Source organism: Pseudomonas tremae (assembly GCF_023278125.1).
Taxonomy (GTDB): Bacteria; Pseudomonadota; Gammaproteobacteria; order Pseudomonadales; family Pseudomonadaceae; genus Aquipseudomonas; species Aquipseudomonas tremae.
This window is the reverse complement of sequence record NZ_CP066270.1, coordinates 4138760-4151579: the sequence shown is the minus strand read 5'-3', so window position 1 is coordinate 4151579 and position 12820 is coordinate 4138760. Positions and strand designations below refer to the sequence as shown.

The window sequence follows — 12820 nt, the reverse complement described above, 5'->3', positions numbered from 1 at the left end:
GAGGCTCCTCAGGCGAACAGGCGGTCAGTGTTGATAAAGCCGCGCTCGTTTTCCGGGCGCGATGTGCGGCAGTGCTCGGCAATGCTGGCGTCGGCTTTCATCCAGCCGAGTTTGAGCGGTTGTGGAGCGTATTCTGGGTTGGGGTCCATCGGGTGTTGCAGCGCGGTGAGTACCACCAGCGTGTCCATCGGCGCATACAGCTCGATGTAATCACCGGCTTTCGAATTGTTCGGGGCGAAATGCAGCTTTCCTGCTTCGTCCACATCGACGCGGCTGAACAGGTTGAGGGTCATCAGCAGGTCGGATAGCCCCAGACCCCATTTGCCCAGCTCGACGAGCAGGTTATCGACGCCATTGCGAAAGAAACCGTTACGCAGTTCCTGATAACGCCCTTGGCCGTATTTTTCAGCGACTTCCCGGGCGTTGAGCACGCCACCGATGCTGTCGCTCCAGCCGCAGGTGTCGGTGACGATCGCGGCCAGTACGCGACCCATGTCTGAATACAGGCAGTGGCCGTTGCTCAACTTGGCGGTGTGCTGGCATTTGAGGCTGTCCGGCAGGTTCAGACGCTCGCTCTTTTCGTGAGCGTTGAGCAGGGTGAGGCTGACGTTGGCGTTGCCGCGCAAATCGGTCAGGCGCAACAACTCGCCACGCTTGAGGACAAACGAGCGATGGCCGCCACCGGGCAGCAGTTCTTCGGCAAAAACCGGGTACAGCGTGGTCGAGTCAGTCATTGAACGTGCTCCTCTGAAACGTTGATCAGCGAATCGATGGCAGCGCGTTCGGCGCGGCGTTCGCTGTTGAGGGGGATGTCATAGGTGATGCGCGCGCCATATGCCCCCTGTTCATGCGGGTCGTGGCGCACCTTGTCGAACACCAGCAGGCGGGTGCCGAGGTTGAAGCCTTCGGACAGGTCGTGGGTGACCATGAATACGGTCAGTTTTGTCTCGCGCCACAGCTCCAGCAGCAAATGGTGCATGTCCTTGCGAATGCCAGGGTCGAGCGCGCCGAACGGCTCATCCAGCAGCAAAACGCGAGGTTTCATGATCAGTGCCTGGGCAATCGCCAGCCGTTGTTGCATGCCGCCGGACAGCTGCGTCGGGTACTTTTCCAGCGCGTGGCCCAAGCCGACCTTGCTCAACAGCTGCGCGGCCTGCTCTCGCGCCTCGCGTTTGGCCTGACCGAACAGCCGGCCGAGCCAAGCTGCGCGTGGCAGCTCAAGGCCCAGCGCCACGTTGTCGAGCACCGACAGGTGCGGGAACACCGAGTAGCGCTGGAAGACCACGCCCCGGCTGGCGTCCGGTTCATTGAGCAGCGCCTGGCCGTCCAGCGTGATCAGGCCGCGGCTCGGGGTTTCCTGGCCCAACAGCAAGCGCAGGAAGGTCGATTTGCCACAACCCGATGCGCCCACCAGGGTGCAGAACTCGCCCTCGGCGACGTCCAGATTCAGGCCTTCAAGCACCACCTGATCGTCGTATTGCTGCCAGACATTACGCACACTGATAAAACTCATGCGCGGGCTCCTTCGTACCAGGGAAAGGCGCGTCGGGTCAGAGCTTTCAGGCCCCAGTCCATCAGCCAGGCGAGCAGGGTGATCCACACCACATAGGGCAGAATCACATCCATCGCCAGGTAGCGCCGAACCAGAAAGATTCGGTAGCCCAGGCCGTCAGTCGACGCGATGGCCTCTGCGGCGATCAGGAACAGCCACGCCGAGCCGAGCACCAGGCGCAGGGCGATCAACAGGCGCGGCAGCAATTGCGGCAGAACCACCCGCAGGATCAGTGTCCAGGTCGTGGCACCCAGGGTTTGCGCCTTGATCAGCAGCTCGACCGGGATTTCCCGGGCGCGTTGTTCCAGGTCGCGGGCCAGAATCGGCGTGATGCCGATCACGATCAGCGTCACTTTCGACAGCTCGCCCAGACCGAAAACGATGAACAGGATCGGCAGAATCGCCAGCGGCGGAACCATCGAAAGCACTGTCAGCAAGGGCGACAATGGCGCGCTGAACAGCGGCAGGATGCCCGCCGCGATACCCAGGCAAAGCCCCAGCAGCGCACTGATGCCCAAGCCGATAGCCAGTCGCTTGAGGCTCGACGCAGAGTCTTGCCACAGCAGGTAGTCGCCAGTACGAGCGTCGGCGGTGAACGCTACGCGTTTGACCGAATCGGCCATCTGCACTGCGCTGGGCAGCAGCTTGTCGGTAGGGTTCTCCGCAAGCCTTGTGGCCGAGCCCATGAAGTAGGCGAACAGCAGCAGGGCAAACGGCAGGATCACCAGAATCAGGCGACCGGCGCGATCCGGATGGCGGTTTATCAAACGCATGGCAATGACCTTTCTACTGAGCGTGGTTTACAACTTGCCGTCGGCGGCCATCTGCACGTAGCTGGGGTCAAAGTGCAGCTTGAGGTTGGCCTTGTCGCCGACGATCACACCGTTTGCGAACGACATGCCGACCGCGTTCGCGTCGCGCGCGCCTTCGCCGAGCAGGCCGTGAACGAATGAGAAGTCGGCGACTTTGCGCTGGGTTTCAGGTAACTGGCTGCTGGTGGCGAACTCAAGCGCTTCCTTGGGCGTGGCAAACAGCTTGGTAGTGTCCAGCTGCGCCTGGAAACCGGCCAGGTCAGTGCCTGACGCCTTGGCCATGTGTTCCAGAGCGGCCTTGGCCTGGGCGTTTTTGGCGTTCATCAGGCCGACTACTTCAAACCATGCGCCGGTCAGGGCTTTGCCCAGTGCCGGGTTGTCTTTCAGGGTTTGGGTGTTGACGACCATCATGTCCATGATCTCGCCAGGGATCTGGCTGGAGTTGAACACTTCAGTCACGCCAGGCTTGGCCTTGATGTCCGACAGCATCGGGTTCCAGGTGGTAACCGCCTGCACGTCATCGGTGTTGAAGGCTGCCGAGATATCGGCATCCGAGGTGTTGACGACCTTGAGGTCCTTTTCGCTGAGCTTGACGCTGTCCAGCGCGCGGGCCAGCAGGTAATGGGAAACCGACAGCTCAACCAGATTGACGTCCATGCCTTTGAGGTCGGCCACTTTCTTGCCTTCGCCCTTGATCACCACGCCGTCGTTGCCATTGGAAAAGTCGCTGACGACCAGTGCAGTGCTTTCCACGCCGCCCGCAGCCGGGATGGTCAGGGCGTCCATGTTGGTCATGGTGCAGCCATCGAACTGGCCGGCGGTGTATTGGTTGATGGATTCGACGTAGTCATTGAGCTGGGTGACATCGATCTTGATGCCGTACTTTTTCGCCCACTTGTCGACGATGCCCTGGCTACCTGCGTATTCCCACGGCATCCAGCCTGCGTAGATGGTCCAGCAAACGTTGAAATGATCTTTCTGGGCGGCATTCGCCGAGAGGCTCAACGCAGCAAGCAGGCCTGCAGTGAGCAGACCGAAAAGACGAGGCTTTTGCATGTCGAGAAATCTCCAGTAGTGAAAAAAGGCGGCCAGGAGCAACGTGACACCACTGGTGTCCCTGTCTCCCGGGCTTTTGTCCCGCCGTGTAACCTCTACTGGAGGTCGCCAACTCTCGGACCAGCCACTTGCCTGTCGGCAAGCCGGAACCCTAGTCGGCTATTGCAAATTGTGGTGCCGCGAACCTGTGTTGACTCCTGCACGTGAGTTATCAAGCGAGAGTTGTGCCAACTCTTTGCACGCCTTGATTTTGAAGGCTGCATGGCAAATCGTTACTGGCCTGCAGGAATGAGGCTGCCTTGTGCTGGTGCGGGATGCACCGGGATGAAGCGCGAGCACGTTTGATGGAGTGAAATGTTTTGTAGCATCTTTGCGGAACGCTCAAACCGCTCCGTAAGTCTTTGTTTCACGGCCATTCCAGCCCGGATCTACACGCTTCACGCGGCTTTATAAAAAGCGCGTAAAGGGCACTAGAAAGGCTTTTCGCTGTCTGATTTTCTGTCCGCCAGCCTGTTTGGTGGACGCCGACCAGCGTCGCTGGTTTGTGCCAATCGCGGTCCAGGAGGCCGCCATGTATCGAAGACCCTTGCTTATCACGTTGCTGACCCTTTTCCTTGCCGGTTGCTACGCAGGCCCTGGTTACTATGAATCCGACGTGTACACACAACCGACTACCGTTGTTCGCGGCAGCGCTTACGCGTATGACAACGGCTATAACACAACTTATTACCAGGAACGGCGTATCTACGTAGCACCGCAACCACGCTATTACGAACAACCGCGTTACTACGCTCCGGCACCGCGCTATTACGCGCCACCCCCTGTGCCGCGCTATTACCAGCCGGGGCGTCCACCGGGCTATGGCTGGAGACATGACGGGTTCCGCCGCAATGACGGGTTTGGTGGTAATGGCGGTTTCGGACGTAATGACGGCTTTCGCGGGGACCGTGGCAATCGCGGCTGGGATGACCACGGCGGTCGTGGCGGGCGAGATGGCCGCGATCATGGACGAGGCGGACGCGGTGATGGTCGTGGTGGTCATCGGTAAGTAAATATCTTCTCACCCCGCGCTCATCATTATCAGCAAGCCTTTGTGGGCGCGGAAAGTAGGACCGAAACTTAGAGGCTGAAAGGATGTGAATCTCTGTGGGAGTGAGCTTGCTCACGAAAGCAGTGCTTCAAGCGACTTATTTCTGTCGGTTGTACAGAAACCTCACAAGCAAACTCGCCCTATTGGTTTATCGCTAGAGTCCAACGCCTATGTCTGTAGGAGCTACTGATTGTGCCGCCTTGTGCGTTGTGAGCGAAATCATCAGTAACCGGGAGACTCTCGATACCCCTGCTGCTTTTGGTATTTGATCCATTCCTCTACATCGTAAGGTATATAAAGTTGCTGCTTGGCTCGAGAGATTGCAATGTACACGGCGCAGATTCGCTCATCTAACTCATATGGAGTTCGAAACTTCACATTTGTCATTAGTTCTGGTGTTAGTAGAACGCGGTCAAACTCCATCCCCCCCGCGGCTTCGGCTATCATTAACATGCAACTTTTACCCGTCGGGCCGATCTTTCTGTAGAGTCGATTCATGTCCGAGATTTTGAAGCCTTTGTCCAGTTCTGCTTCGAACCAGAGAAACGAGTCATCGTACTGGTTGGCGTCACGCACATGTTGCCAGTCTGGCATGTCTGTGAAAAACGGGTGTAGCCCGTCTGAATTATGCTCGGCACTATAAAAGTCGGGCTTGAAGAGCGCGATAGCAGTGCTCATGAATTTTTTAAACTCCTGCTCCTCTCCTACGGGAAAACTAAATGCGCCGTTGGCGTCGTGGATCAGGATGGCCCACTTCATTATGTCCCAATTTGATGCCGTCATCACAACGCAGTCTTCAGGTGGGAAAAAGTTTTCTGGGTAGAACTCGATATCAACATCAGCGTTACGAGCACCTTCGAAAGGTATCTTTATTTTCCTCGAGTGCTGGGCTATCAAAGGATTTACCAAACGTTCTATATTTCGGCCTAAGCGAATGGAGTAAGTAATGTCTGTTTGGCGGACATCGCTTTTTCTTTTGACCATTGCGCCTTTTACTTGTTGATACTCATCACCTAGAGTAATCAGTGCTTGTCTGCCCCGTTCAATTATCCGAAGTAGAGATGAAGGGGCGTCTTGACTTTCGTCAATAAGAATGTGTGTGAATCGGGGCGGCACTACGCAGCCTGCCAAACTTGCCTTTTTTATCAAAAATAATGTCTCGACCCCTATTGGTCTTGTAAGCTCGGGATGCTTTTCAATATGGGTCCAGAGCCGACTGGAATACTCTAGGAGTACTTTCGACTCCAGAGAAGATAAAGGTAGCTTGAACACAGGTATATGCTGAGCTGATAAGCTGTAGTCTCTGGATTTGCAATACTGCTCAAGTGTTTTTATGCAAATATTTAAAGTTGCTCGTCCGTCGTGAGCACGGAAGCCGATAATATTCAACTCGGTTGAAAGCGCTTGCTTACTTAGCATTGTAGGGGATTTACCGGCAGCCCCAAATTTTGGGCCATGCAGCAGAAGCAGCGCAAAGTCTTTGAAAGTACAGCCCGTTTTGCCGTAGAGCGCTCCACCCATTCGACTACGAAGTGTTTGTAGCTTCGCAGGCGTCTGTGCAATCAACAAGGTCTTTTCAGGTTGCAAGCACTCGATCAGGGCCCCCAGCAGGTGGCTCTTGCCTATTCCGGCGTAGCCTTGAACATGCAGATCTTCATTTAAATTAGCACGAAAGGTCCTTACTAGCTTGTCTTGTTCAGTGCTTAACCAATGTTCGCGGTGGGCAGGTGTCACCAACTGTTCACTGAACGGGTTATTGTCTCTATGATGGCGGACTTTGTATTCGAAATCCCATTTGCCATCAGGTAACAGATATTTCCGAGCGGAGACTTCATCTGCCAAAAGAAAGCGTAAGTTCATTTTTTTTATTATGTTGAGGCCAAAATATAACTTTCGTGAATCAAATAGTCGTTGAGCCTCTGATAATAACCTTGCAGTGGCTGAACTTGGCGTATCAACAGTCCATGCAATTAGCTTGGCGAGAACGCGTTCTGTCGCATCAGATGTAAGATCTTTTGGTGCGGCTTGTGCCAAGTTTTGAATGACTAAAACTGCCGCTAGCTCTGGGGCTGTAAGGCCACTAAGCGTTGACGCGCCCTCAGCATCTAATAATCCTGAGCAGGATTCAAATGTGATGGGTAAATATACAGGGCTGGATAAATCGAAATGTTCCGGGTGCATAAAGCCTCTCAGCCGAGGACAGACGTGGTGTCAGCTCTGGCTATACTATTCATTCTTCAGCGTTATCTTCTTTTCGGGCTGTATCCCAACTCGCCATCTGCTCAGCTATAAGCGTAACATCTTTGCGAGTAGAACGAGTACTTCGGATATCTTTAAGCCAGCCCACATGAATAAGCCTTGAGCGTATGAGTTGGACAGGTACACCGAGGCTGGCGCTCAAACTTATTAGAATCCGCTGTGAGGTTTCGATGTTGTAGTACTGATGGTCAACATAGATTGCGCCATGCCCCCGATCTTTGACATCGTAATGTTTAAGCAATGGTGCAAGATGCTCAGCCAGCGTTTCGAGCATCATCCATGACTCAACCTCAACCTTTTTTGATTCATTCATCGCCGGACTCGCCTTCAATGTCTAGCTCGAAGTGGTAATTGCCCAAAGTGCCCGACATGCTGCCTGGGTAATTTCTATGCTCTCCCGCCACGGCTCCTTCCGCGTCGATACGACCTTGCAGTTCATAGACTGCTATTTCGAGCAGCTTTCGCAAGTCTTCAGGACTAGACGCAGCTATATAAAGCTGCAGGTCGCACTTTGCAGGGATTATACGTAACGAATGCTTAATGTTTAATGCATGAAGAATTGCGCTTTGCTGATCATTGTCTTCAGCTCGTCTCTCTGTGGATCCGCTAAGGATTGCTGCATGCTCTTCGTCCATGAGATCCAATATGTGCGATAGCTCCATTGTCCTATCTGGATTCGATTGCATCAGGCTCTTGATCTCCGAGCGACGGCCCTGCCACTCTCGTATCTTTTTCCGGGTCAGATCGTCAATTTCTTCCACTTCTGCCGTCTCTCGATGTCTGGTGTTGGAGTATGCCACTCTTCGGCAGCATCGGCTGAAGCGTGCAGTCAATCAGAAGACCCAAGATCCTGTTGTGGCTATGAGTGCTCTGCAAAGGAATGCCGTTCTCGATGACCTGTGCTCGATTCTGGAAGTGTTGTGCCGGGGGTAGACCTTTGACGCAGAGCGTCACGAACTGCATGCCAGCGCAGAGCAAAGGCACGATACGCAGTTGGATTCACGAGTGATGAGCCCCCGCGCTTTTCATTACATCGTCATCGGCATTGACTTTGCTGCCGGGCTTTCCTAGTGTCCGCGCATTGTTTTTAGCGGATGTAACCATGACTAGCGACGACCGCATCAAGCTTGAGCCAAGCTGGAAAGAAGCCCTGCGTGACGAATTCGAGCAGCCTTACATGGCGCAGCTGCGCGAGTTTCTGCGTCAGGAGCATGCGGCCGGCAAGGAAATCTATCCGCCCGGACCGCTGATTTTCAATGCGCTGAACTCGACGCCGCTGGATAACGTAAAAGTGGTGATCCTCGGCCAGGACCCGTATCACGGTCCCAATCAGGCACACGGTCTGTGCTTCTCGGTTCAACCGGGCGTGCCGACGCCGCCATCGCTGGTCAACATCTATAAAGAGCTCAAGCGCGACCTGAATATCGATATTCCGAATCATGGCTGCCTGCAATCGTGGGCTGATCAGGGGGTGTTGTTGCTCAACACTACCCTGACGGTCGAACGCGCAAACGCTGCTTCTCATGCGGGGAAAGGCTGGCAGCATTTTACCGACCGGATTATTCAGGTGGTCAGTGAGCATCAACCGCATCTGGTCTTTCTATTGTGGGGCGCTCATGCGCAAAGCAAGCAGAAGCTGGTCGATGCGACCAAGCATCTGGTGCTGACGTCCGTCCATCCCTCACCGCTCTCGGCCTATAAAGGCTTTCTGGGCAACGGACACTTTGGACGGGCCAACAAATACCTTGAGCAAAACGGCCTGACGCCGATCGACTGGCGACTGCCTGCGCTTTGAGTGGGGGGCTTGCGAACTGACTGACTCGCTCAGTCGGCCAGCCGTTTGTTCCAGCGTCGGTACAGCGGCTCGGCCAGAAACAGCACGAACAGCAAGCGCATGACCTGCATGGCCGTTACCAGCGGCACTGACAACTGCAGCACCTCGGCGGTCAGGCTCATCTCGGCGATGCCGCCGGGCATCATGCCCAGCGTCAGCGAGCGTAAATCCAGATTTGTGAGGGCGCTGAGGCCCAATGCGGCCAGCGCTGCGATCAACATGGTCAGCGCAGTGCCGAGTAGCGTACGGGCCAGAAACGACGGCGCACGCCTGAAGAACTCCCGATTGAAGTGACAACCCAGCCCGCTGCCGATCAGCAACTGGCCGAGCTGGCTGGCACCATTGGGCAAGCCGATTTTCAGATCCCAGACCACGCTCACCACCGCGCTGAGCAGCAATGGGCCGAACAGCCACGGGTTGGGCTGTTTGAGACGCTGCCACAGCCAGGCCAGCGCCGCCCCGACTGGCAGTAGAAATGCCAGCCAGCGCCAATCGACAACAGTGCTGTGCAATGCGGGCGCGCCATCACCTAGCAAGTACTTGAAAATCGCCGGCACACACAACACCACCGCCAGCACCCGCAGGCTTTGCGCAGCGGCGACACTGCTTAGCCTGGCGCCGTTGCGTGCGCCAAGGTTGACCATCTCTCCGGAACCGCCCGGCATGCTTGAGAAAAACGCAGTCGGGCGGTCTTCTCCGGTGCGCAGCATCAACCAGACGCCCCCCAGGCACGACAGGCTGGTGACCAGTGCACCAATGAAAATCAGGCCGAAATGCTCCAGTACCTGTTCGATGACCACCGGGGTGAAATGCAGGCCGATGCCGATTCCCACGATCAGCTGACCGCATTTTCGGCCGCCTGGAACTTGCCCGAGCTGCCAAGGCGTCAGGCAACGTACCAGGATGATTGCCAGTAACGAGCCAACCATCCACGGCAGCGGCCAGCCGACCTGACTGGCGAGGTAACCGCCCAGCAGGCCGACCAGTGGCGTTGCCCACCATTGACGCAAGGACGAATCAGCCATGCGTCGCAGCAGCCTGCTGTTTGGCGCGCTTGCGCCATATACGGATCAGCGGGAACAGCAGCATGAACACGGTCACCACCCAGACGCCGAGGGTGATCGGGCTGGCCCAGAGAATCCCCAGCTCGCCGTTGGAGATCGACAGGGCGCGGCGCAGGTTCTGTTCCATCAGGCCGCCAAGGATGAAGCCGAGCAGGATCGGCGACAGTGGAAAGTCCAGCTTGCGCAGGATGTAACCGAAGATGCCGATGCCGACCATCAGGAACAGGTCAAACGTAGTGGCGTGCACCGCATACACACCGATGCCGGTAATGATCGCGATCACCGGCACCAGCGCCCAGTTCGGCACGGCGAGGATACGGGTGAAGATGCGGATCATCGGGATGTTGAGAATCACCAGCATGATGTTGGCGACGAACAACGAAGCGATCAGGCCCCAGACGATATCCGGTTGCTGCTGAAACAGCATCGGGCCGGGCGTGATGTTGTAAAGCGACAACGCGCCGATCATCACTGCCGTGGTCCCGGAGCCAGGAACGCCCAGCGTCAGCATGGGCACCAGCGCACCGCAGGCCGTGGCGCCGATGGCGGTTTCCGGGGCGGCCAGACCGCGCATGTCACCCTGGCCAAACTTGCCGCTGGCACCGGCGATGCGTTTTTCGGTCATGTAGGCGACCGCACTGGCCAGCGTTGCACCGGCGCCCGGCAGTACGCCGAGGATAAACCCCAGCAGCCCGCAACGAATGTTGACTGCAAAAACCGAGGCTGCTTCCTTGAAGTTGAACATCATGCGGCCGGTGGCTTTGACCGCCTCCTGACCTCGATGGGTTTTTTCCAGCAGCAGCAGAATTTCGCTGATCGAAAACAACCCCAAGACCAGCACCACGAACTGGATGCCATCCGTCAGGTGAATGTTATCGCCTGTGAAACGGTACACCCCGCTATTGGCGTCTATGCCTACTGCGGAGAGAAACAAGCCTATCAGTGCAGCGATGAACGTCTTGAGTGGCCTGTCACCGGCCATGCCGCCCAGACAGACAATCGCAAACACCATCAGCACGAAATACTCCGCCGGGCCGAAAGCAATCGCCCATTTGGCGAGCAGCGGCGCGAACAGCACCATGCCGCAGGTAGCGATGAACGCGCCGATGAACGAGCTCCACGCCGACAGCGACAAGGCCACCCCGGCCAGCCCTTGGCGGGCCATCGGGTAACCGTCCAGGGTGGTCATGACCGTTGACGCCTCGCCCGGAATGTTCAGCAGGATAGAACTGATCCGTCCGCCGTATTCACAACCCAGATACACAGCCGCAAGCAGAATCAGCGCCGACTCGGGCGGCAGACCCAAGGCAAAGGCTATAGGGATCAACAACGCCACGCCGTTGATCGGTCCCAGCCCCGGCAGCAGGCCGACGACGGTGCCGATCAGCGTGCCGGAAAGCGCAGTGATCAGGTTGTACGGGGTGAGCGCGACGCCGAAGCCCTGGCCCAGGTAGCTGAAAGTATCCATGTCAGTTCTCCAGAACGCGAAGCAGGCCCAAAGGCAAGGGGACATCCATGGCCTTGTCGAACAGCAGGTAAAGGCCGACGCTCATCAGAATCACCACCACGACGCTGGGCAGCCAGCGTCCGCCGTACAGGCGCGCCATGGGAATGCCGATCAGAATGCTGCTGAGAATGAAGCCCAGCGGTTCGAACAACCCGGCGAAGATCAGCAGCAACACAATGCACAGGCCGATCTTGACCAGCGTTTCGCGATCCAGCGCCGGTTCCTCTTCGGTGTGGACAATGGCTGTAGGGCGAATCAACAGATACAGCAGGGCGATGCCCATCAGCCCCAGCATCAACAAGGGAAAGGCGCGAGGGCCGACCGGTTCGTAGGAAAATGGCGCCTGATAAGGCCAGGCCATGAGGGCCAGGCCTGCGCATGCCAACAACAGCACGGCAGCGAAAATACGTTGTATGACCATGAGACGCTCCTGAGTCGCGCCCGCTGTGCAGGCGCCACCGATAGTCAGTCAAGTGTGTTCGATTACTGAATCAGGCCGAATTCCTTGGCCATCAATTTGTAATCGGCTACCTGCTTCTTGACGTAGGTGTCCAGCTCCGCGCCGGTCATGGCGAACGGGAACAGCTCGCGCTGGTCACGCAGCTTGGCGAAGTCTTCCGAGGCCAGAATCTTGTCGAACGAGGCTTTCCACCAGTTGTAGTCTTCGTCGCTGACCTTTGGCCCGAGGTAGAAACCCCGCACCACCGGCCAGACGATGTCGTAGCCCTGTTCCTTGGCGGTGGGGATGTCTTTCATTTCCGGCTCGTCGAGGCGCTTGTCGGCAAACACGGCAAGCAGGCGCATGTCACCGCTCAGAATGTGAGGCATGGAGTCGGAGATGTCGGTGCTGCCTACCTGAATATGACCGCCGAGCAGCGCGGTGGCGATTTCGCCGCCACCTTCCAGTGCAACGTAGCGCAACGCACGCGGGTTGATACCAGCGGCTTTGGCGATCAGGGCAGTCTGCATCCAGTCCTGACTGCCTACCGTACCGCCGGAGCCGATCACGACTTTGCTCGGGTCGGCTTTAAGCGCCTTGACCAGGTCGTCGAGGTTTTTATAGGGCGAGTCGCTTTTGACTGCGATAGCGCCATAACTGGTGCCTACGGCGGCGAGCCAGCGCACGGCGTTTTCATCGAAACGGCCGAATTTGCCTTGCGCCAGGTTCAGCAATGAGCCGCTGGACCAGGCGACCAGCGTGCCTGCATCTGCCGGGCGCTGAGCTACCACGGCGTTGTAGGCCACTGCACCGACGCCGCCGGGCATGTAGGTCACGCGCATGGGGGTTGTCAGAATCTTCTCGTTGATCAGCGCGCTTTGTATCAGCTTGCAGGTCAGGTCGAAGCCTCCGCCTGGTGACGCGGGAGCGATGCACTCCGGGCGCCTTGGCTCAGCGAGCAACTGGCTGGCAATCAGCATGCATCCGGCGGTGGCCGCTATGTGGCGCAGGGAAAATCTCATGTTCAGTCTCCATTTTTTTGTTTTTGGGTGTTTTGATCAGAGAAGAAGCTGGCAACAATCGTTTTCGTCAGGGGTACGACGGGACACCGTTCGCTGACAGAAAAGTATCGCGGTTACGGAAGGTGGTGCTGGCGATTCGAGAAGGGGGCAATCGGGAGAGTGTTCGCAGTGAGCCATTCGCGGAT

General features: G+C 56.9%; 13 protein-coding genes and 1 riboswitch. Of the genes, 2 read left to right on the top strand and 11 right to left on the bottom strand.

Annotated elements, in window-relative coordinates; genetic code table 11:
• Positions 1-8: 8 nt before the first annotated feature.
• The 4 genes from I9H09_RS18775 to I9H09_RS18760 are packed head-to-tail and all read right to left on the bottom strand — an operon-like array spanning position 9 to position 3420.
• Positions 9-734, bottom strand: a complete 726-nt coding sequence (locus I9H09_RS18775; protein ID WP_122346488.1) for an urea amidolyase associated protein UAAP1 — start codon at positions 732-734, stop codon at positions 9-11.
• Positions 731-1513, bottom strand: a complete 783-nt coding sequence (locus tag I9H09_RS18770; RefSeq protein ID WP_122346489.1) for an ABC transporter ATP-binding protein — start codon at positions 1511-1513, stop codon at positions 731-733. Before I9H09_RS18770 ends, I9H09_RS18775 begins: the two co-directional genes overlap by 4 nt.
• Complete coding sequence (locus I9H09_RS18765) at positions 1510-2325, bottom strand: ABC transporter permease (protein WP_122346490.1); 816 nt, start codon at positions 2323-2325, stop codon at positions 1510-1512. Before I9H09_RS18765 ends, I9H09_RS18770 begins: the two co-directional genes overlap by 4 nt.
• A gap of 27 nt (positions 2326-2352) precedes the next feature.
• The gene (locus I9H09_RS18760; RefSeq protein ID WP_122311480.1) at positions 2353-3420 is read right to left on the bottom strand and encodes a putative urea ABC transporter substrate-binding protein; all 1068 of its coding nucleotides are present in this window, start codon (positions 3418-3420) and stop codon (positions 2353-2355) included.
• Between the two features lie 63 nt (positions 3421-3483).
• Positions 3484-3586: riboswitch (guanidine-I (ykkC/yxkD leader) on the bottom strand.
• Between the two features lie 489 nt (positions 3587-4075).
• Between I9H09_RS18760 and I9H09_RS18755 the strand changes: the two genes are divergently transcribed.
• On the top strand, positions 4076-4468 hold the full coding sequence (locus I9H09_RS18755; RefSeq protein ID WP_183136693.1) for a hypothetical protein: 393 nt from the start codon (positions 4076-4078) through the stop codon (positions 4466-4468).
• Between the two features lie 264 nt (positions 4469-4732).
• Here I9H09_RS18755 and I9H09_RS18750 read toward each other — a convergent pair whose 3' ends face one another.
• The 3 genes from I9H09_RS18750 to I9H09_RS18740 are packed head-to-tail and all read right to left on the bottom strand — an operon-like array spanning position 4733 to position 7530.
• The gene (locus tag I9H09_RS18750) at positions 4733-6691 is read right to left on the bottom strand and encodes a hypothetical protein (protein ID WP_122323858.1); all 1959 of its coding nucleotides are present in this window, start codon (positions 6689-6691) and stop codon (positions 4733-4735) included.
• A 49-nt stretch (positions 6692-6740) separates the two neighbouring features.
• The gene (locus I9H09_RS18745) at positions 6741-7082 is read right to left on the bottom strand and encodes a hypothetical protein (RefSeq protein ID WP_236502224.1); all 342 of its coding nucleotides are present in this window, start codon (positions 7080-7082) and stop codon (positions 6741-6743) included.
• Entirely contained in the window at positions 7075-7530 is a 456-nt protein-coding gene (locus I9H09_RS18740) for a hypothetical protein (RefSeq protein WP_122323860.1), read from the bottom strand. The genes I9H09_RS18745 and I9H09_RS18740 overlap by 8 nt, the downstream gene beginning before the upstream one ends.
• A 341-nt stretch (positions 7531-7871) precedes the next feature.
• On the opposite strand from I9H09_RS18740, the gene ung reads away from it, so the two are divergent.
• A complete protein-coding gene (ung, locus tag I9H09_RS18735; protein WP_122346492.1) occupies positions 7872-8564 on the top strand; it encodes a uracil-DNA glycosylase in 693 nt (230 codons plus the stop codon).
• Positions 8565-8593: 29 nt separating this feature from the next.
• Here the strand turns inward: ung and I9H09_RS18730 are convergent, their stop codons facing one another.
• The 4 genes from I9H09_RS18730 to I9H09_RS18715 form a co-directional block, all read right to left on the bottom strand.
• On the bottom strand, positions 8594-9628 hold the full coding sequence (locus I9H09_RS18730; protein WP_122311483.1) for an AbrB family transcriptional regulator: 1035 nt from the start codon (positions 9626-9628) through the stop codon (positions 8594-8596).
• The gene (locus I9H09_RS18725) at positions 9621-11135 is read right to left on the bottom strand and encodes a tripartite tricarboxylate transporter permease (RefSeq protein ID WP_024691487.1); all 1515 of its coding nucleotides are present in this window, start codon (positions 11133-11135) and stop codon (positions 9621-9623) included. Before I9H09_RS18725 ends, I9H09_RS18730 begins: the two co-directional genes overlap by 8 nt.
• Position 11136: 1 nt before the next feature.
• On the bottom strand, positions 11137-11595 hold the full coding sequence (locus I9H09_RS18720; protein ID WP_005889220.1) for a tripartite tricarboxylate transporter TctB family protein: 459 nt from the start codon (positions 11593-11595) through the stop codon (positions 11137-11139).
• A 62-nt stretch (positions 11596-11657) separates the two neighbouring features.
• The gene (locus I9H09_RS18715; RefSeq protein ID WP_172678978.1) at positions 11658-12641 is read right to left on the bottom strand and encodes a Bug family tripartite tricarboxylate transporter substrate binding protein; all 984 of its coding nucleotides are present in this window, start codon (positions 12639-12641) and stop codon (positions 11658-11660) included.
• Positions 12642-12820 lie beyond the last annotated feature (179 nt).